Here is a 20,809-nt window from a genome sequence, read left to right as displayed (position 1 = left end):
AAGCATGGTAGAAAAGAAAGGCATATTAAATAAACTCTATGTAGTAGTTGTTTTAATGACGCTTTTCTTTGTGGTTATCGTTTTTAGAGTGTTTAATCTTCAGTATGTAGATGGCGACAAGTATAGAAAACTATCTCAAGAAAAAACAGTAAAAAACGACACGATATTTGCAAATCGAGGTAATGTGTATGCTGCGGATGGAAATTTATTAGCAACTTCAATGTCAAAATACACAATTCGTATGGATGTTGTAGCTGTAAAATCAGAAGTTTTTGAGAAAAATATTAGAGCATTGTCTGAGTCGTTGTCGGCAATGTTAGGTAAATCTACGAGTTACTATCAGAAAAAAATAAGACAAGCAAAAAAACAACAAAATCGTTATTTATTAATTGCTCGTAATGTAGGTTACAATGATTATATGAGAATGAGAAAATTCCCGATTTTTAAAGAAGGAATTTACAGAGGTGGTTTTATTGCAGAACAAAGTACAGTGAGAGTGCATCCGATAGGTAAAATAGCAGAAAGAACAATAGGTTATGATAATAAAATAGGAGGAGCCGGAATAGAAGGTGCTTTTGCTGATTATATGCAAGGAGAAAACGGTTGGCGTTTAAAGCAGAAAATAGCAAAAGGACAATGGAGACCTATTAATGATGTTAATGAGAAAGAGCCAATAGATGGTAGTGATGTAATAACTACGATCGATGTAAATATTCAAGATATAACGCATCATGCATTGCTTAGTCAGTTAGAGTATTTTGAGGCAGATCATGGTTGCGCAGTTGTTATGGAAGTGGCAACAGGAGAGATAAAAGCAATATCTAATTTAGGAAGAACATCTCAAGGGAAGTATTACGAGAAAAGAAATTATGCGGTTTGGGAAAGTCACGAGCCAGGTTCTACTTTTAAATTAGCAAGCTTAATGGCTGCTTTAGAAGATAAAGTTGCCGATACTTCGGATGTAGTTGATTGCGAAAAAGGTAGGATTTATGTTAATAACAGAAAAGTAGAAGATAGTAAAAGAGGTGGTTATGGTAAAATATCACTAGCGCGTGTTTTCGAAGTTTCCTCTAATGTTGGTATTGTAAAAACGATAAAAAAACATTACGATAAAACACCTAAAAAATTTATAAAACGTATTAAATCTTTTGGTTTAGATGAGTTAACCAGCGTTAAAATAAAAGGAGAAGGGAAACCATATATTCCAAATCCCTCAGAAAAAAGCTGGAGTCCGATTTCATTAGAATGGATGGCTTGGGGTTATGGAGTTTCGCTTACGCCCTTACAAACATTAGCTTTTTATAATGCTGTTGCGAATAATGGAAAACTAGTAAAACCTTATTTTGTTAAAGAGTTAAGAGTTGGTGGGAAAACCGAAAAAAGTTTTGGAACTCAGGTTTTAAAAGAAAAAATAGCTTCTCAAATCACCTTAAATAAGGTGCGAAAAGTTATGGAAAATGTAGTTGAAAAAGGTACGGCAATGAATGTGTATTCTTCAAACTTTTCTATGGCTGGTAAAACAGGAACTGCAAAAAAATGGATTCCTAAACATAAGGATGAAAATGGTAAAACGGTTTATGGCCATTATTCTAGTAAAAAATATGTAGCATCTTTTGCTGGTTTTTTTCCTGCGGATGCGCCTAAGTATTCATGTATTGTAGTTGTTCATAGTCCGAAGAAAGAAAAAGGCTATTATGGGGCTATAGTTGCTGCGCCAGTTTTTAAGGATATCGCACAGAAAATTTACACTACAACTCCCGTAAACAATCAATTAGTATCCGATGAAATTTCATCTAAAAGCATTGATAAAGAATATAAGGATTACTATAACAAGCTGAGAAAATATAAAACAATTATGCCTAATGTTAAAGGTATGAGCGGAATGGATGCAATTGCTTTGTTAGAAAATATGGGATTGAAAGTTGCATTCTCAGGAATGGGAAAAGTAACAGAACAATCTATAGATAAAGGATTAAAAATATCAAAAGGAGCAACTGTTTATTTAAAGTTATCATAAGTTGAGAAAGTTAAAAGACATATTGTATAAAGTAACTGTAAATAAAATTTACGGAGACACTGATGTTACAATCAATAATATTCAGTTTGATAGTCGATTAGCGCAAAAAAACGACCTGTTTGTAGCGCAAAAAGGAGTTACTGTCGACGGGCATCAGTTTATAGAAAAAGCATTGAATTTAGGGGCTACTGTTATTGTTTGTGAAAGTATTCCTGCGGATAAAAAAGAAGGAGTAACTTATGTTGAGGTTGACGACTCTAATGTTGCATTAGCAATTATGGCGGCTAATTTTTATGAGAATCCGTCAAGTAAATTACAATTAGTTGGGGTTACCGGAACAAATGGTAAAACAACGATTGCTACTTTATTATATCAGTTATTTAAAAAAGCGGGCTATAAAGTTGGTTTGTTATCAACAGTTAAAATAATGGTTGCTGATGAAACGCATAAGGCAACACATACAACACCAAATTCTTTAGCGATAAATAAATACTTATCGCTGATGATTGATGCAGGTGTGGAATATTGCTTTATGGAAGTTAGTTCTCACGGGATTCATCAAAAAAGAACAGAAGGACTCGTTTTTGCAGGCGGTGTTTTTACCAACTTATCTCACGATCATTTAGATTATCATGAAACATTTGCTGAGTATAGAGATGTAAAAAAAGCATTTTTTGATTCGTTGCCAAAATCAGCATTTGCATTGGTAAATATTGATGATAAGAACGGGCAAATAATGCTACAAAATACCAAAGCAAACAAGCAAACCTATGCTTTAAAAACATTGGGTGGTTTTAAAGCTAAAGTGTTAGAAAAAAGTTTTTCAGGAAGTTTATTAACGATCAATAATATTGAGGTTTGGACTAAGTTAATAGGTGAGTTTAACGCTTCTAACTTATTGGCAATTTTTGGAGTTGCAAATTTATTGGGCTTAGAAAAATTAGAAATATTAAGACTTATAAGTGAGTTAGAAAGTGTAGATGGGCGTTTTCAATACATTGTTTCAGATGGTGGTGTAACGGCAGTTGTAGATTATGCGCATACGCCAGATGCACTTAAAAACGTGTTGCAAACTATAAACGATATCCGTACTGGTAACGAAAACGTTATTACTGTTGTTGGTTGTGGAGGTGACAGGGATAAAACAAAGCGACCAAAAATGGCGTTGATTGCTTCTCAGCTAAGTAATCAGGCAGTTTTCACTTCAGATAATCCAAGAACAGAAGACCCTCAGGTTATTATTGATGAAATGGAAGCCGGTGTGTCAGCAGAAAATTATAAAAAAACATTGTCGATTTTAAACAGAAAGCAAGCGATTAAAACAGCATGTAAATTGGCTATAAAAGGAGATATAATATTGATTGCAGGAAAAGGACATGAAAATTATCAAGATATAAATGGTGTAAAACATCATTTTGATGATTTAGAGGAAGTAGAGAATTGTTTCAATCAATTAAAAAACACATAGCATGCTGTATTATATATTTCAATATTTAGAAAGTGAATTTAATTTAACAGGAGCAAGTGTGTTTCAGTTTATTACGTTTCGTGCAGCAATCGCATTTATTTTGTCTTTGTTGATATCAACCATATTCGGAAAAAAAATAATTAATTTTTTAAGAAAACAACAAATTGGCGAAACAGTAAGAGATTTAGGTTTAATGGGGCAAGTGCAAAAAGCTGGAACGCCAACTATGGGTGGACTTATTATAATTCTTGCCACTTTAGTTCCTGTTTTGTTATTAGCAAAATTAGAAAACATTTACATTATTATCTTATTAATTACCACGGTTTGGATGGGAGTAATAGGTTTTACTGATGATTATATAAAAGTATTTAAAAAAGACAAGGCAGGTTTAAAAGGAAAATTTAAAGTTTTAGGTCAGGTTGGCTTGGGTATCATTGTAGGATCTATGTTATATTTTCATCCTAATGTAACGATAAAAGAGCAGTTGACAAAAGCTGAACAAGTAGTTCAGGTAAACGGAAAAGTAAAAGTTTTTGGTGAAGCACATAAATCAACAAAAACAACCGTTCCGTTTTTAAAGAACAATGAATTAGACTATGCAAAAGCGTTTAATTTTTTAGGTGATGGTTATGAAAAATACGGATGGATTGTTTTCATTTTCGTAGTTGTTTTTATTGTAACAGGAATATCAAATGGCGCAAACTTAACAGATGGAATTGACGGCTTAGCAGCCGGTACATCGGCAATTATGGTAATCGCATTGGCAATATTTGCATGGGTATCAGGAAATATCATTTTTGCAGATTATCTCGATGTAATGTATATCCCAAATTCGGGAGAAATGACGGTATTTATATTTGCGTTTGCAGGCGCCTTAATTGGGTTTCTTTGGTACAATACATATCCTGCACAGGTTTTTATGGGAGATACAGGTAGTTTAACAATCGGTGGAATCATCGCAGTTATTGCCATTGCAATTCGTAAAGAATTATTGTTGCCAATTTTAGCAGGAATTTTTGTTGTTGAGAATTTATCAGTAATCCTTCAGGTATTTTATTTTAAGTACACCAAAAAACGATTTGGCGTAGGAAAGAGAATTTTTAAAATGGCACCGTTACATCATCATTATCAGAAATTAAATTACCACGAAAGTAAAATAGTTACCCGTTTTTGGATTGTAGGAATTTTATTAGCGGTATTAACCATTATAACCTTGAAATTAAGATAAAATGAAAAGGTTGGTGGTTCTTGGCGGAGGAGAAAGTGGTGTTGGTACAGCATTATTAGGAAAACAAAAAGGATTTGATGTTTTTGTTTCTGATAAAGGGAGTATTGCGGAGAAGTACCAAAAAGTTCTTTTACATAATTCAATTGATTTTGAAGAAAATCAGCACACAGAAAGCAAAATTTTTAATGCTGATGTTATAATGAAAAGTCCGGGTATTCCTGACGGCGTGAAGTTGATTCAAGAACTGATTTCAAAAGGAATAAAAGTGATTTCAGAAATTGAATTTGCGGCTGAATTTACAAAAGCAAAAATAATCGGAATTACAGGTTCAAACGGAAAAACAACGACCACTTTGTTAGCAGGTCATGTGCTTAAAAAAGCAGGTTTAAACGTTGGTGTAGGTGGTAATATAGGGGATAGTTTTGCGCAGCAGGTAGCACAGAGAGATTACAGTGAATATGTATTGGAATTAAGTAGTTTTCAGTTAGACGGAATTATAGATTTTAAACCACATATTGCGATTATAACAAATATATCAGCAGATCATTTAGATAGATACGAGTATAGTTTTGATAAGTATATAGCATCTAAATTTCAAATAACAAAAAATCAAACGTTAGATGATTTTTTAATTTATGATGCAGATGATGAGGCGATACAAAATTGGTTAAGTAAAAATAAAGTTAACGCAAAAAAAGTGCCTTTTTCGGTTGAAAAAGAATTAGAGTATGGTGCTTTTTTAAGACAAGATAAAATAATAATGAAATTAACAACAGAAGAAATATTGATGAACGTTTCTGAACTAGCACTAAAAGGAAAGCACAATACTAAAAATGCAATGGCAGCGTCAATGGCTGCAAGATTGTTACAGGTAAGAAAAGAAACAATAGCAGAAAGTTTATTGGATTTTGAGGGTGTAGAACACCGTTTAGAATATGTGCAAAAAATTAATGGTGTACAATTTATTAACGATAGTAAAGCTACAAACATAAATGCTGTTTTTTATGCGTTAGAATGTATGGACAACCCTACTGTTTGGATAGTTGGTGGAGTTGATAAAGGAAACGATTATACCGATTTATTGCCACTAGTAAGAGAGAAAGTAAAGGCAATTGTTTGTTTAGGTTTAGATAATCAAAAAATTATTGAAACATTTGGCAATGTAGTAGATGTTTTGGTTGAAACTGCAGGTGCTGAAGAAGCTGTAAAGGTTGCAAATAAAGTTGCTAAAGCAGGAGATGTTGTTTTATTATCTCCAGCTTGTGCTAGTTTCGATTTATTCGAAAATTATGAAGACAGAGGTAATAAGTTTAAAGAAGCAATTAAAAATTTATAAAAATAAAATAAATTAATGAAAACCATTTTTCAACATATAAAGGGGGACAGGGCTATTTGGGCTATTGTTACTGTGTTGGCTATATTTTCATTTATGCCAATATATAGTGCTAGTACCAATTTGGTATATGTAGTTGGTAATGGTTCTACTTTAGGACATTTAGTAAAGCATGTTGTGTTATTAATTACTGGTTTTGCTGTGATTTATGGGGTACATAAAGTTCCGTATAGATATTTTAGTGGAGGTTCAGTTATAATGTTGCCAATAGTAGTATTGTTACTAATATTTACACTAGCACAAGGAACAACAATTGGGGGAGCGAATGCAAGTAGGTGGATTCATATACCGTTTGTAGGTATTGGTTTTCAGACCTCTACATTGGCAGGTTTAGTGCTAATGGTGTATGTATCTAGATATTTGGCAAAAAATAAAGAAAAAACAATAAGTTTTAGAGATAGTTTATTGCAGTTGTGGCTGCCTGTAGCTTTCGTATTAGTACTAGTGCTTCCTGCTAATTTCTCTACAACAGCTATTGTTTTTTTTATGATTTTATTATTGACCTTTATTGGAGGTTATCCTTTAAAATATATAGGTTATATATTAGGAATGGGGCTTTTTTCACTACTTTTTTTCATACTTGTAGCAAAAGCTTTTCCTGATGCAATGCCAAACAGAGTAAGTACTTGGCAAAGCAGAATAGAAGGGTTTTCCGACTCAGACGGAAAAGAAAATTACCAAGTAGAAAAAGCAAAAATAGCAATCGCCACTGGCGGTATGTTAGGTAAAGGACCAGGTAAAAGTGTTCAGAAAAATTTTTTACCACAATCTTCTTCCGATTTTATATATGCAATTATTGTTGAAGAATATGGCTTAGCAGGAGCTATTGTTGTTGTATTTATTTATTTTTTATTGTTATTTAGAATTTTAATAACAGCCAAAAACGCAACAACAATATTTGCGACATTAATGGTGCTGGGTGTAGGAATACCAATTGTTTTTCAGGCAATGATTAATATGGCAGTAGCCGTAAATATACTGCCAGTAACTGGGCAAACATTACCATTAATTAGTAGTGGAGGTACTTCTATTTGGATGACTTGTTTTGCTTTAGGAATGATATTAAGTGTAAGTGCTCATAAAAATGAAACAGAAGAAACAATTTTAGATGATAATCCTTTAAGTGTTTTACATGAAACAATCGATTAACGTTATTATAAGTGGTGGTGGTACTGGCGGACATATTTATCCGGCCATTGCAATTGCGAACGAAATAAAACTCCGTTATCCAGCGGCTAATATTTTGTTTGTTGGTGCGAAGGATAAAATGGAGATGGAAAAAGTTCCACAAGCTGGCTATGAAATAAAAGGATTGTGGATTTCAGGTATTCAAAGAAAGTTGACAGTTGCTAATTTATTGTTTCCTTTTAAATTACTGAGTAGTTTATGGAAAGCGCATAAAATTATCAGAAAATTTAAGCCAAACATTGTGATTGGTACAGGTGGTTTTGCAAGTGGACCAACGTTAATGGTTGCTAATAAAAAAGGAATTCCTACAGTTGTACAAGAGCAAAATTCATATCCAGGAATTACAAATAAGTTATTAAGTAAAAAAGCAGGTAAAATATGTGTTGCTTATGATAATTTAGAGCGTTTTTTTCCGAAAGGTAAAATTGTAAAAACAGGTAATCCTGTTCGTCAAGATTTGTTAAACATTCATACAAAAGTTAAGGAAGGAAAAGATTTCTTTGAGTTAGATAACTCAAAAGAAACAATGCTGATTTTAGGTGGAAGTTTAGGGGCAAGAAAGATAAATCAACTAATAGAAGAAAATTTAACGTTTTTTAAAAATCAGAATGTTCAATTAATCTGGCAATGTGGTAAATTGTATTTTGATGATTATAAAAAATATAATGAAATTGAAAACGTACAAGTACATCAGTTTTTAAATAGAATGGATTTAGCCTATGCAGCGGCAGATTTTGTGGTTTCAAGAGCGGGCGCAAGTTCAGTTTCTGAATTATGTATTGTGGGTAAACCAACTGTTTTTATTCCCTCACCTAATGTGGCAGAAGATCATCAAACAAAAAACGCGAAGTCTATCGTAGATAAACACGGTGCTGTTCTTGTAAAAGAAAGTGATCTTGATACTTTTCCGATAGTAATTGAAACGTTATTAAAAGATAAAGGTAAACAGCAGAGCTTAAGTGAAAACATTAATGAGTTAGCATTACCTAGTGCAACGAGTGATATTGTTAACGAAGTAGAAAAATTGATTAATAGGTGAATTTAAAAACAATACATAACGTTTATTTTATAGGTATCGGAGGTATCGGTATGAGTGCTATTGCTCGTTATTTTGCTGTAAACGGAAAACAAGTGTTTGGCTATGATAAAACACCAAGTTCGATTACTAATAAGTTGGAGGAGATTGGTGTGAAAATCCATTTTGAAGATGCTGTTAAAAATATCGATATTTCTTGTTTAGATAAAAAACAAACGTTGGTGGTTTATACACCTGCGATTCCGAGTACGCACCAAGAATTAAACTATTTTATTAATAACGGATTTGAGATTTTAAAAAGAGCTGAGATTTTAGGAGAAATAACCAAAAACACTTTTTGTTTAGGTGTTGCTGGTACGCATGGTAAAACAACAACGTCTTCTATTTTAGGGCATATTATGCAGCCTCAAAAAGCAACTTCTTTTTTAGGAGGAATTGCAGAGAACTACAACTCGAATTTAATTTTAGGTGAAGATAAAATATCAGTTGTAGAGGCAGATGAGTTTGATCGTTCGTTTTTAAAATTATCGCCAAATATTGCGTGCGTTACCTCTATGGATGCTGATCATTTAGATATTTATGGAGAAAATGAAATGTTGCAACAGTCGTTTAGAGAATTTGCAAATAAAGTTTCTGATACATTAATTGTAGCAAAAGGATTGCCTTTAAAGGGGTTAACATATGCTATTGATGAAGTTGCAGATTATAAAGCATACAATGTAAAAGTTGAGACAGGAAAGTATGTTTTTGATGTACAAACACCAACATCAGAAATAAAAAATATAGAATTTCACTTACCAGGAAAACACAATATGATGAATGCTTTGGCTGCTTTAGCAATGGCTGATGTATATGGTGTTTCTCTAGATAATATTAAAGAGCAATTAAGAACTTTTAAAGGAGTTCAACGTAGGTTTTCATATAAAATAAAAACAGAAAATGTAGTACTGATTGATGATTACGCACATCATCCAACAGAAATAAATGCCGTAGGATATTCTATACGAGAAATGTACCCGAACGAAAAAGTATTAGCGGTTTTTCAACCACATTTATATACGAGAACAAAAGACTTTGTAGAAGATTTTGCAACTGCACTTTCTAAGTTTGATGAAGTGTTATTGTTAGATATTTATCCGGCAAGAGAATTACCAATAAAAGGAGTTACTTCTTCATGGTTACTAGATAAAATAAAATCAAACAATAAGGCGTTAGTATCAAAAGAAAATTTAGAGAGTGAAGTCTTAAAATCTGAATCGAAAATTATAGCAATGTTAGGAGCTGGAGATATCGGTTTATTAGTTGATAAAGTAAAAAGTAGTTTAGAAAGAAAATATAATATTTAAGAATGAAAACAGTAGCAACATACCTTTCTTTTTTCGTGTTACTAGTGTTTCTAGGCTTTTTGTACGGGTTTACAGCGGGTAAAAACGGTGTTAAAAAGGTTGAAAAGACTGTGGTTGAATTTGAGGCAGGCGACAATAACTTTTTGACGCACAGCATGGTTGATAAATTGTTAATACAAAATAAAAAATTTGTTAAAAATCAACCAAAAAGAGTGGTAGATTTACATCTTCTAGAAACCAATGTTTCAGAGAATCCTTATGTTGAAAAAGCGGCTGTTTTTTTAACAATTAATGGTGTCTTAAAAACACTAATAAAACAGCGTACACCAATAGCTCGTGTTGTTAATAAAAATGAGTCTTATTACGTTGATAAATTTGGAGTAAAAATTCCTTTGTCGGTTAATTTTTCTGCAAGAGTGCCATTGGTTTCGGGGGTAGAGAATATTAAAGATATTAGTGAGTTAATAAGCTTGCTAAAAGTAATTGGGGATAATGATTTTTTAAGTAAAGAAATTATTGCAATTCAAAAAAGTGCTCAGAACGAATATGTTTTTACAGTTCGAAGTGGTGAGTATGAAATAGTTTTTGGTAATCTAGAAAATATAAATGTAAAATTTAAAAAGTTAATAGCTTTTTATAACAAGGCATTGATTGATAAAACAATTAAAAATTATAAGACAATAAATGTAAAATACCACAACCAAGTTGTGTGCACAAAACAAAAGCAAGATGGAGAATAATAAAATTGCAGTTGGTTTAGATATTGGTACCACCAAAATTGTTGCTATGATTGGTCGTAAGAACGAGTACGACAAATTAGAGGTTTTGGGTATTGGTAAAGCTAAAAGTTTAGGTGTAAAACGAGGAGTGGTAAATAATATTACTCAAACTATTCAGTCTATCCAGCAAGCAGTTGATGAAGCGCAAAGTGTTTCTGGGCAAATGATTGAAAATGTAGTTGTTGGTATTGCAGGGCAACATATTAGAAGTTTACATCACAGTGATTATATAACAAGAGAAAAATCAGACGAAGTAATTAACGAAGCTGATATAGAAAGTTTAGTAAATCAAGTGCATAAATTGGTAATGCTACCGGGTGAAGAAATTATTCATGTTTTACCACAAGACTTTAAGGTTGATAGCCAAGCGGAAATCAAAGAACCTATAGGTATGTATGGTGGTAGATTAGAAGCTAATTTTCACGTTGTTGTTGGTCAGGTTTCGTCTATCAGAAATATAGGAAGATGTGTTAAAAGTGCAGGTTTAAGTTTGTCAGATATAACATTAGAGCCATTAGCATCAGCATCAGCAGTTTTAAGTCAAGAAGAAAAAGAAGCAGGTGTTGCTTTAATTGATATTGGAGGCGGTACAACAGATTTAGCAATTTTTAAAGACGGTATTATTCGTCATACAGCAGTGATTCCTTTTGGAGGAAATGTTATAACTGAAGATATTAAAGAAGGCTGTTCGATAATTGAAAAGCAGGCTGAATTATTAAAAGTAAAGTTTGGTTCTGCATGGCCAGGAGAAAATAAAGAAACAGAAATTGTTTCTATTCCAGGGTTACGAGGAAGAGATCCGAAAGAGATTACGCTTAAAAATTTATCGAAAATAATTCACGCTAGAGTGCAAGAGATTATAGAGCATGTGTATTTAGAGATAAAAAATTACGGGCACGAAACTCAGAAAGGAAAACTAATAGCAGGAATTGTTTTAACAGGAGGAGGTTCTCAGTTAAAACATTTACGTCAATTGGTAGAATATATAACAGGAATGGACGTTCGTATTGGGTATCCTAATGAGCACTTAGCAGGCGATTCTGACGAGGTTTTATCAAGTCCGTCATATGCAACCGCAGTAGGTTTGTTAATGGAAGGTTTGCGTAAAGATTCTTATGAGGCTTTAGAAGAGGAAGTTGTTCAGGAGCCAGTGGTTGCAGAAATAGAGAATGTATTGCATACAGAAAATGTTTCAGAAGAATTGAATGATAAAAAACAAGTAGTTAGAGGGAAAACAAAATCTATTTTCGACAAATTTAGAGAAAGATTTACAGAATTTCTAGACAACGCAGAGTAAGTATATATAAATTAAGTGTTCTTTCTTATCCCCAAAAAAAAGAATATAAATGAATAAAAATTAAAAGAAAAGTTATTATGAGTACAGAATTCAATAACATTTCATTCGACATGCCAAAAACACAATCGAATGCTATTAAAGTGATTGGTGTTGGTGGGGGTGGAAGCAATGCTGTAGACCACATGTTTAGTAAGCAAATTCACGGCGTAGATTTCGTGATTTGTAACACCGATGCGCAAGCGCTAGAAAGTAGTCCGATTCCTAATAAAATTCAATTAGGAGCACATTTAACTTCTGGTTTAGGAGCAGGGGCGAATCCTGATGTTGGTGCGCAAGCAGCAGCAGAAAGTATTCAAGAGATTCAGCAAATGCTAAGTACGCATACTAAAATGGTATTTATTACTGCAGGTATGGGTGGTGGTACAGGTACTGGAGCTGCACCTATTATAGCTAAGATAGCAAAAGATATGGATGTTTTAACGGTGGGTATCGTTACAATGCCATTTCAGTTTGAAGGAAGAATGCGTACCAAACAAGCTCAAAAAGGAATAGACGAACTACGTAAAAATGTAGATTCACTTATTGTTATAAATAATAATAAATTAAGAGAAGTATATGGAAACTTAGGCTTTAAAGCAGGTTTCTCTAAAGCTGATGAAGTTTTAGCAACAGCTGCTAAAGGTATTGCTGAAGTAATTACGCATCACTATAAACAAAATATTGATTTACACGATGCTAAAACTGTACTTTCTAATAGTGGAACTGCAATTATGGGATCTGCTAAAGAAACAGGTGATAATCGTGCTAAAAACGCCATAGTAAAAGCATTAGATTCTCCGTTGTTAAATGACAATAAAATTACAGGAGCTAAGAATGTTTTATTATTAATCGTATCGGGAGCTAATGAAGTTACTTTAGATGAAATCGGAGAGATTAACGATTATATTCAAGATGAAGCAGGCTATGATGCAAACATCATAATGGGTGTTGGTGAAGATGAGTCTTTAGAAGATGGTATTGCCGTTACTATTGTTGCAACGGGTTTTACAGCGGATCAACAAGGAACAATTACAGATACTGAGGTAAAAAAAATTGTTCACACTTTAGAAGATGAACAAAAAGCAACCTATAATTTTGGAGAGCAAAAAGTACAGGTAGCACCGAGTATAAATCAACCTTTTCCGACTGTAACTCCTAGTAAAATTGTTCATGTTTTAGAAGAAGAAAAAGAAGTGCCGCGACTAAATTTAATTACAACTACAGATGTAATAAAAAATATTAATGTTGTTTATGAAGAAGTTGCTATAGAAACAATCTCTGAAGACGATTTTATTATTACGAATATAGCAGAGCAAGAAGTTGTGCAAAAAGAAGTACAACAGCAAGTTGTTCAACAAGATTTATTGTTTGATTTACCGGTAAATTCATATGAAGAAATAACACCAGTAGCACCAATAATAACAACTACAAATGAAATTAAAAATATAAACGTAGTTGCACAAGAGATTAAACCACAAGTGCATCAAGTAGAAAAGCGTTATGTTTTAGATGATTTTAATGCGCAGCCAACTATAGGTAAAAGTTCTACGCCTGTTATAAAAGAAGAAGTTGAGGCATCTTTACAATTTAAAGTAAAGACCAAGACTCAAGAAGAAATTAATAATATAGAAACAAGAAGTGAAGAAATTTCTCCTTTAGAAATTACCATATCTGAATTGCAAAAGAGAACGCAAGAAAGACGTGATAAAATGAAAGGATTTAATTATAAATTCAACGATCAAGTTAGTAAAAATATTGATGAAATCGAACGTCAACCAGCATATAAAAGATTGGGTGTAGATATTAATGCAGGTTCAAATATAAGTAGATCAGATACTGCATTAAATACAGATAATAACGATTTATTACGTTCGAATAATTCATTTTTACATGATAATGTAGATTAATTAAGAAATAATAACAATTTGAAATTCCCGCTTTGTCGGGAATTTTTTTTAAAATAAAATAGATAATTATGAGCTTTCAAAAACAAGTTGTAGAAAAGATGAAAGAAGCTATGAAATCGAAAGATACAATAGCTTTAACGGCTCTTAGAGCTTTGAAATCAGCTTTTATGTTAGCCAATACCGAAACAGGAACAGGAGAGACTACAGAAGCTGAAGAATTAAAGATTATTCAAAAACAAGTAAAGCAACGTAAAGATAGCGCTGTTATTTTTTCTGAACAAGGAAGAGACGATTTGGCGGAACCTGAATTAGCAGAAGCAGCTATTTTAGAACAGTTTTTACCTGAACCTTTATCTGAAGAGGAGATAGAGGAAGTAGTAAAAGAAATTGTAGCTAAAGTTGGCGCAGAAGGAATGAAAGATATGGGTAAGGTTATGGGAATAGTATCGCAACAATTAGCAGGTAAAGCTGATGGTAAAACTATTTCAATGATTGTAAAAAAAACCTTAGCATAAGGGTAATGGCTGCGTAGTTCAACTGGATAGAATATCAGATTTCGGCTCTGATGGTTGGGGGTTCGAATCCCTTCGCGGTCACTAAAAGGGAATTTTCAATATTATTTTGAAGGTTCCCTTTTTTATTTCCCCCTAATGTATCTGATAGACAGGCTATTTGAGCAAAAATAGAGTTCACTCTAAAAGTTTGAACTCTCTTGTTTTTGAAGTCATACCCTAAACCGTCTGGAAAGACCATGTATTGAAGTTTTCTTTTAACCTCAATATCCCCAGAACTCCATAATAGCGGTAGATTGAGCGCATATTTCAAGGCTATATTAATTGATTTCTTAAGGTTTGAACTATCGAAGCTATGTTTTGATAAATTTTTCTTTTTTTGATTAATTTCTGCTACCAACTTAGTTCTGAATCTATCATATTGAGACTTGTTTATCTCTTCAAAAACATAACGTTCCTCTAATCGATCTAACTTCATTTCAATAGCAACTATGCCACTTGATAGTTCTTTGGTTTCTTTAATGGCTTCTTCATTCATACTTACAAAGGTGTCATAGACCATTTCCTTTAATGGTGCTACAAACTTCTTATCCTTTAGTTTGTAGGTCTCTAAAAGCTCTAAAAACTCTTGATGCAGTTTTTTTGCACTTCTATTTTCCTTACTTCCCTTACGACGATTCTTATAATAGTAAAGCCCTTTTTTCTTTACAATAAACCCTGTGTAAGGAGTCCCACAAGTTGTGGACTTCAGGAAAGTTTTTAGAGGTAAGTTTTCGTCATCTACGCAGTATTTTCTGGTTTCAGTTCCTGTATTCAATAGGTTATGAATTTTAAGAAATAATTCTTTAGTAATCATAGGCTGATGATTGCCTTCAATAACTTCTCCTGGTATTAGGCTATTTACAATAAGTCCACAATAGAAAGGATTTCTGAATAGAACGCTCAATCTCTTATCGTTTATTTTAAGCCCTTTCTCCTGTAATTTATTTGCGATTTCAACGTGAGACATATTGCTGTTTGCTTTCCACAAGAAAGCCTGCTTCAAAAGCTTTCCTTCTTTTGTAATAACAAATTTGGGAGTTTTTCCTTTTCCTGGATTAGCATTTGTGTAGCCAAACGGATATGCGCCTGTCCAATGTCCTTTGCGAAGTTTCTCTTGCATTCCAGACACAGATTTATCTCTTCTCAATTCATTATCAAACTGAGAAAACATATAGTAAAGGTTCTGTTGGAATGATCCTGCACTTGTAGAAGTATCGACCTCTTGGGTTGCTGATATTGTAACAATACCTTGTCTTTTTAACTGATCACTTATGTAAGCGCCATTAGCTCCAGTTCTTGAAAATCTATCGTAAGAATAGACAATGATATAGCCTACGTTACTTCTTCGCTTTACATAATTAAGCATCTTTTGAAATTCCTTACGCTCATCACTTTTAGCTGACTCATAGGTTCCTCCAAAATACTCACTTACCTCAAGTCCTTTTTTATTTGCAAGCTCCTTACAGTACTTTAATTGAGTTTCTAAACTGGCGTTGTTTTCTGCTTGTTCTTTGGTAGATACTCTTGTGTATATAACAGCTTTACCATCTGTTCGTAATTTTTGTCCTTTACCTTTTTTGGCAAACTGGTCAAATACAGTATTGTCTTTCATACGCTTAACTACTATTTTGAAGATGCTCGCAAAGTATTTTTGCAAATTCTTCTAATTTATTTATTGTGTCTTTTGCCTTCTTATCTGAGTATTCTTCAAAGCCCTCAAATTTCTGAAGCCATTCACTATCATATTTACTAAAACTAGGTTTTTCTTCTGCTACAATTGCCTTTAACATTTTTCATTCCTTATCAATTGCTCCATTACTTATTGGTTACAATTGAATCTGAAATAGTGATCCTTATGATCTCTTAGCATAGCTTCAGTATTTCCGATGACTATACTCAGTTGCTTTAATTGGTTTACTTAACCTTTGTTTTTACTGTTCTGTTAATCAACACGATTCTTCCATCGCTTTGCTTAATCTCAATATTCTGATAATCGTGTTGTTTAAGGATATCTACTATTTTAGTTCTGTCCTCAATACGCTCAACTCCTTCAATCATATCAATTCGACCATCACGTTTTACTATTCTCAATGATTGAAACTTTTGATTTCTTGTCATTTCGATTAACTGAAGTTCTTCGGGGCTAAAATCATCTAATGACTTTGAATCCTTTTCCTCTATAATTAAGCTCATTTCCTTTCGTTTAATAGCTCTCTCAATAAATCCACTTCTCTTTTAAGAGAAATATCAAGTTTCTCACGCGTCTCTTTAAGCTCTTCTCTTAGCTCTCCCATTTCTTCTTTAAATGAAATACGCATTTCTTTTATTTCTTCTGATTTCTCTATTAAAATAAGTTCTAATTTTTTTGATGAAGATTTGCTCTCCACTTGTATTTTTGAGATAATAGTCAGGAACTGTTTTACTCGTTCGCCATCTATTTGAGATATAAAGTTGTTAATCATTGTATTGACTTCTACAACTTCTACTAAGGTGTTCTTTGAGCCAGCCTCAGCATTGTTGATTCCTTTTATCTTTCCATTACCTGCGTGAATATTAGTCGCGTTATCTCCAGTACTACTTATTCCGTTTTTCTTTACAGTAATATTTGTGATAGTTGGTGGCTGATATTGCAATGGGGTTTCATTGTAGAAGTAATTCATATCTACATTAAAACGCTTAGCAAAATTGATGAGAGCTAAATGCGGAATATGCTTCGATCTACTTCTTACTGCAGAAACTATACTTCTATTAGTGGGATATACCTCTTTGCCGATTGAGCTATCATTGTTGGGTTTAATGCCTAACTCAGAATTTACAGCGATCACTTCATCTACTGCATTTACAAATTTGAGGTCTATCTCATCATACTGGGGATTTTCTTTCATCTATATCTATCTATTTATCAATACGTTATTTACTTTATTGTTTTTAAAACAACATTATTTTAGATTATTATGTTAATTGAAATGCAATATTAAGTATATTTGGCATCAAATAAAGTATAAATGATGTTTTATTTATATTTTATTTACAATATGTTGTCAATTAATTTACTAAACATTTAATTAATGTACCTAACAGAAGATATTAAAAAGGTGGTTCTCAGGATGGAAAAGCTTTATGATAGTCCCGTGAACGTCATAAAAAGCAAAACACAATTATCACGCCCAACGATTACCAAGTTTTTTAGACTACAATCTATTAGACCCAGTAGTGTAGAAATTATTTATGAATTGTGCCTTGATCTTATCGAAGAAAAAGAAGAAAAGCGATCTTCTATTAAAAAACGAACAGAGATACTATTCAACGAGGCATAGAAATTAAGATGCTTAAACGGGCACTTCATTCAAATTACCAGTACAGACAGCAAAAAAGCTGATTACTGGCTATTGTCTCAACAATGGCCATCATACAATACTCAACCGCATTTAATGCTTTAGAAGGTTACGTTAACCAGCATAATGCAAGCACAAAGGACCTCTCTTCGCATATAAGACAGGCAATGATCTTAACCACTCAAGAGATCATCAAGATTTATTCTATATCCTTACTAAAGGCAAACAGTATAGCTGCCATAGATTTACAGAATTTACCTCCACTAAAGACTAATAATGTGCAATTGGCAAAACGTGCCAAAGCAAGCACAAGAACCATCCAGCGACACCTGAAACGCCTCATAGAAGCTAATATCATCACTAAAAAGATATGGCACGGTTCCAATTCGGGATACGAGCTTTTTATCAACCCAAACATCTTGTTAATAGGTGGTGTAAAAGCCGTTAATAAGGCTAAAAATGAGCTTCAAACTGAAAAATCAAAAACTACTGATAATCAGTTTTTTAAAAATAATAGAACGACAACTTGTCCTCATACAGATACTAGTAACAATGGTTACATAAATAATATAATAATAGGCGTTGATAAGTTGAAGACTAAAGCGAGTTCGTTACCACTCACGAACGGTTATGAGTCACGCAACGCTACTAGTAACACTTTTACAGGATACACAGGAAAAATAGACCCCAAAAAAAATAATGATGCAGGGGAAATAGAGCGGAAATCACGAGCCACAGATCAAACTGGCGCCGAAATTTCAAGCGTCGATCAGGCTCGTTCCGCTTCCCTATCATTTTATGTCAAGTCCTTTTGGAAACTGGCGCGAAATACCATCTACAAAGACCATTATCTTACCCAAAGTCAAGAGAAAACCGCGCTAAAACTGCTTTATCTGTGGTACGAGCCTGTCTCGGACAAACAATTACAAAACGTTCACGAAGTTTACGTAAGTCGCTTAGCAATTGTACAAAAATACATTGCCAGAGATCCAACAAAACGATATGTCCAGCTGCCAGATAAATATTTTGACCCACAAAATCCATCAGGTTTTACAGGAACGAGAATCTGGTACCAAAAGCAGAAAAAAAGAGAATACGAGGTGCGGTTAAAACTGATTTTACAAGCTCAAATTCGTCGTTTTCTCAACAATGAGAAAAAAGAAACCGCAAAGCAAAAACCTCGCCTTGAGTTATTTAGGTCTTGCGAAACCAGAATCAGCAAATTAGGTCAACCAGAATTGTTGAACACTTTTCACGCTTCTGTTTTGAATCACTCTACACACAAATATTTACAACTTAATACTTAAAAAATGAATCCATTTAAAAAAAATGATGCGTCTTTGAGCAAAAAACTCAAAGGTGCATTAACCGATTTGACGGTTGATATTTTTGGTTACGAAAAGATGGTAACTAAAACTATCACTAACCGCACCAACTATATTTCCAACAGACTTCAAATCCCAAAGGATCGTCTCTACATCAGGATTTTTCAAAAAGATCACATCATACGTTCATTTCTATACAATCAGAGTAAACCTGTGAGCGCTATACCTACTCAAGAGCTCACGTATTTCTTTATGGAAGAGCAATTAGCACAATTGGATAACGTACAGAATAAAGTTGCCTTCAGCATCAAACAATACCTCAAAGAGTTTGCAGAAGCCAATCGTATTGATGAAGAAAGCGTCCGTATTTGGATTCACCTCAAGGACGATAAAGTCCAGGTTAGAGCTTTTCAAAATGAAGAGTTTATCAAACAAATCCCACTTAATTCACTAATTAAATATTTCAAATAATGGCACAAAGCAAAGGATGGAAACTAGGACAAGATTCATTTACAAAAATGATAGTCTGGTTTAAAGACGGTAACGTAAGAACAATGTATTCAATAGATTGGAAGCACAAACTATCAAGAACACGGAGCAAAGAAACTGGTATGGAACGTTTCAGAAAAAAGATAAAACAATATGGTCCGCTAGCTGGTACCATTGAGATTTATGACAAAGCAACCGGACAGCGCATCGCAAAATTTTATGAAGGCATTGAGAAATCACTTGAAACCATATAATGAGAACGATCAAAGAATTACAAGTGAGGCTCAATCCTAAAAACAGTTTTGACCAGCGACATAACATAGAAGCAGATGATAAAATTCATCTGCTTTATGTGAGTCCTAAACTCAATGCGACAGGTTATTATAGAATGATAACACCAGCATTAGAAATCAACAAAACAGATACGCATAAGGCCATTATTACCAGTATCGAGACCAATGACTTCTCGAGGAAACTCTCTGATTTTGTTAATCAGTTGGATGAGCGTTTAATTAACTGGGCAGATTACATCATTTTTCCCTCACTGTTTAGTGATGTGACTTATTTGATGCAAGCTATCAAAACGCTTAATCCTTCGGTTCAATTGGTAATGGACTTAGACAAAAATTATTTTGCAGTACCTGTTTCTATTCCGCTTTCGCGAAAGCTGACTAACGAAAAACTAAAACGCCTAGAAAATAACTTAGGTTTAATGGATATCGTGACTGTTGCAATTGAGGCTTTTCAAAAGTTCTTGCAGCGATTCATTGACGACCGTTTAGAAAACGCTCATACGTTTGTGCAATACCTTCCCAGTTTAGTCTCGAGATATGGCTATGAAGAAATGCCACCACTTACAAGAAACACTTCAGAGAAATTACGAGTAGGATTCATAAAACCAAATGAAGAAGATTTGCTATCTCTTAAGGAAGTACTTTTTAAAATGCGTGCCGATTTGAAAGAGAAAATTCAATTTGTTTGTCTTGGCAAGCCCCATTCTTCTAAGGAAGGAGATTTACTCCTTGAGGAAATAGATTGTGAAATACACGACTCCGTTTCCTTCTTGGACTATTTTGAAAAGCTAAATAGCTTACAACTGGATATAATTTTGCTACCTGCTAAGGAAGGACTTTTTAGCAGACATCAAAATAGCAAGTTGTTTTTAGAACTTTCTGTTTTTGGGATTACAGTAGTAGCTTCTATTTATCATCCAGCTAAAGCATTCATCAATGATGGCGAAACTGGATTTATTGCTAGTGAGGTTCCAGAGTGGATCGATATAATTAACCTCCTTATTAACGACAAAACACTAATTAACCGAATTGGGAAGAATGCAATCAAATCGGTTTGGATTAAAGATAGCTGGACGCAAAAGAAGCTCAATTACTCTCAAGAAGCATTCATTTAA

At 33.4% G+C, this 20,809-nt stretch carries 19 protein-coding genes and 1 tRNA gene; 16 read left to right on the top strand and 4 right to left on the bottom strand.

Annotated elements, in window-relative coordinates; all coding sequences use genetic code 11:
* The first annotated feature begins 4 nt into the window (after nucleotides 1-4).
* The 12 genes from AC28QF_RS06325 to AC28QF_RS06270 all read left to right on the top strand — a co-directional run bounded on the left by AC28QF_RS06325 (nucleotide 5) and on the right by AC28QF_RS06270 (nucleotide 14,294).
* Nucleotides 5-2,017, top strand: coding sequence for a penicillin-binding protein (locus AC28QF_RS06325; protein ID WP_488201120.1), 2,013 nt, complete (start codon nucleotides 5-7; stop codon nucleotides 2,015-2,017).
* 1 nt (nucleotide 2,018) lies between these two features.
* The gene (locus tag AC28QF_RS06320; RefSeq protein WP_488201121.1) at nucleotides 2,019-3,485 is read left to right on the top strand and encodes a UDP-N-acetylmuramoyl-L-alanyl-D-glutamate--2,6-diaminopimelate ligase; all 1,467 of its coding nucleotides are present in this window, start codon (nucleotides 2,019-2,021) and stop codon (nucleotides 3,483-3,485) included.
* A gap of 1 nt (nucleotide 3,486) precedes the next feature.
* Nucleotides 3,487-4,713, top strand: coding sequence for a phospho-N-acetylmuramoyl-pentapeptide-transferase (gene mraY / locus AC28QF_RS06315; RefSeq protein WP_488201122.1), 1,227 nt, complete (start codon nucleotides 3,487-3,489; stop codon nucleotides 4,711-4,713).
* Nucleotide 4,714: 1 nt separating this feature from the next.
* Nucleotides 4,715-6,049, top strand: a complete 1,335-nt coding sequence (gene murD / locus AC28QF_RS06310) for a UDP-N-acetylmuramoyl-L-alanine--D-glutamate ligase (protein WP_488201123.1) — start codon at nucleotides 4,715-4,717, stop codon at nucleotides 6,047-6,049.
* Between the two features lie 15 nt (nucleotides 6,050-6,064).
* Nucleotides 6,065-7,255, top strand: a complete 1,191-nt coding sequence (locus AC28QF_RS06305; RefSeq protein ID WP_488201124.1) for an FtsW/RodA/SpoVE family cell cycle protein — start codon at nucleotides 6,065-6,067, stop codon at nucleotides 7,253-7,255.
* Entirely contained in the window at nucleotides 7,239-8,333 is a 1,095-nt protein-coding gene (murG, locus tag AC28QF_RS06300; protein WP_488201125.1) for an undecaprenyldiphospho-muramoylpentapeptide beta-N-acetylglucosaminyltransferase, read from the top strand. The genes AC28QF_RS06305 and murG overlap by 17 nt, the downstream gene beginning before the upstream one ends.
* The gene (gene murC, locus AC28QF_RS06295; RefSeq protein ID WP_488201126.1) at nucleotides 8,330-9,676 is read left to right on the top strand and encodes a UDP-N-acetylmuramate--L-alanine ligase; all 1,347 of its coding nucleotides are present in this window, start codon (nucleotides 8,330-8,332) and stop codon (nucleotides 9,674-9,676) included. The genes murG and murC overlap by 4 nt, the downstream gene beginning before the upstream one ends.
* A gap of 2 nt (nucleotides 9,677-9,678) precedes the next feature.
* Nucleotides 9,679-10,416: a cell division protein FtsQ/DivIB gene (locus tag AC28QF_RS06290; RefSeq protein WP_488201127.1), complete on the top strand. Its 738-nt coding sequence runs from the start codon at nucleotides 9,679-9,681 to the stop codon at nucleotides 10,414-10,416.
* Nucleotides 10,406-11,752: a cell division protein FtsA gene (gene ftsA / locus AC28QF_RS06285; RefSeq protein ID WP_488201128.1), complete on the top strand. Its 1,347-nt coding sequence runs from the start codon at nucleotides 10,406-10,408 to the stop codon at nucleotides 11,750-11,752. Before AC28QF_RS06290 ends, ftsA begins: the two co-directional genes overlap by 11 nt.
* 77 nt (nucleotides 11,753-11,829) lie before the next feature.
* Nucleotides 11,830-13,698: a cell division protein FtsZ gene (ftsZ, locus tag AC28QF_RS06280; RefSeq protein ID WP_488201129.1), complete on the top strand. Its 1,869-nt coding sequence runs from the start codon at nucleotides 11,830-11,832 to the stop codon at nucleotides 13,696-13,698.
* A gap of 68 nt (nucleotides 13,699-13,766) precedes the next feature.
* Complete coding sequence (locus AC28QF_RS06275; RefSeq protein ID WP_488201130.1) at nucleotides 13,767-14,213, top strand: GatB/YqeY domain-containing protein; 447 nt, start codon at nucleotides 13,767-13,769, stop codon at nucleotides 14,211-14,213.
* Between the two features lie 7 nt (nucleotides 14,214-14,220).
* Nucleotides 14,221-14,294 (top strand) — tRNA-Arg (locus tag AC28QF_RS06270).
* On the opposite strand, the gene AC28QF_RS06265 is transcribed toward AC28QF_RS06270, so the two are convergent.
* From AC28QF_RS06265 to AC28QF_RS06250, 4 genes are all read right to left on the bottom strand, one after another.
* On the bottom strand, nucleotides 14,248-15,864 hold the full coding sequence (locus AC28QF_RS06265; RefSeq protein WP_488201241.1) for a recombinase family protein: 1,617 nt from the start codon (nucleotides 15,862-15,864) through the stop codon (nucleotides 14,248-14,250). The genes AC28QF_RS06270 and AC28QF_RS06265 overlap by 47 nt on opposite strands.
* Nucleotides 15,865-15,868: 4 nt before the next feature.
* A complete protein-coding gene (locus AC28QF_RS06260; RefSeq protein ID WP_488201131.1) occupies nucleotides 15,869-16,042 on the bottom strand; it encodes a hypothetical protein in 174 nt (57 codons plus the stop codon).
* Nucleotides 16,043-16,166: 124 nt separating this feature from the next.
* The gene (locus AC28QF_RS06255; RefSeq protein ID WP_349372899.1) at nucleotides 16,167-16,343 is read right to left on the bottom strand and encodes a hypothetical protein; all 177 of its coding nucleotides are present in this window, start codon (nucleotides 16,341-16,343) and stop codon (nucleotides 16,167-16,169) included.
* A 98-nt stretch (nucleotides 16,344-16,441) separates the two neighbouring features.
* Entirely contained in the window at nucleotides 16,442-17,137 is a 696-nt protein-coding gene (locus AC28QF_RS06250) for a hypothetical protein (RefSeq protein WP_488201132.1), read from the bottom strand.
* Nucleotides 17,138-17,652: 515 nt separating this feature from the next.
* On the opposite strand from AC28QF_RS06250, the gene AC28QF_RS06245 reads away from it, so the two are divergent.
* Genes AC28QF_RS06245 through AC28QF_RS06230 form a run of 4 tightly spaced genes read left to right on the top strand, consistent with a single transcriptional unit; the run spans nucleotide 17,653 to nucleotide 20,809 of the window.
* A complete protein-coding gene (locus AC28QF_RS06245; protein ID WP_179022111.1) occupies nucleotides 17,653-18,894 on the top strand; it encodes a replication/maintenance protein RepL in 1,242 nt (413 codons plus the stop codon).
* A gap of 3 nt (nucleotides 18,895-18,897) precedes the next feature.
* Nucleotides 18,898-19,383: a hypothetical protein gene (locus AC28QF_RS06240; protein WP_178989515.1), complete on the top strand. Its 486-nt coding sequence runs from the start codon at nucleotides 18,898-18,900 to the stop codon at nucleotides 19,381-19,383.
* Entirely contained in the window at nucleotides 19,383-19,655 is a 273-nt protein-coding gene (locus tag AC28QF_RS06235; RefSeq protein WP_179022112.1) for a hypothetical protein, read from the top strand. Before AC28QF_RS06240 ends, AC28QF_RS06235 begins: the two co-directional genes overlap by 1 nt.
* Entirely contained in the window at nucleotides 19,655-20,809 is a 1,155-nt protein-coding gene (locus AC28QF_RS06230) for a glycosyltransferase family protein (RefSeq protein ID WP_488201133.1), read from the top strand. Before AC28QF_RS06235 ends, AC28QF_RS06230 begins: the two co-directional genes overlap by 1 nt.

It is taken from the genome of Tenacibaculum sp. M1.3A (genome assembly GCF_057732375.1).
Note: the sequence above shows the minus strand (reverse complement) of the source record. Positions and strands in the feature narration are given on the sequence as shown.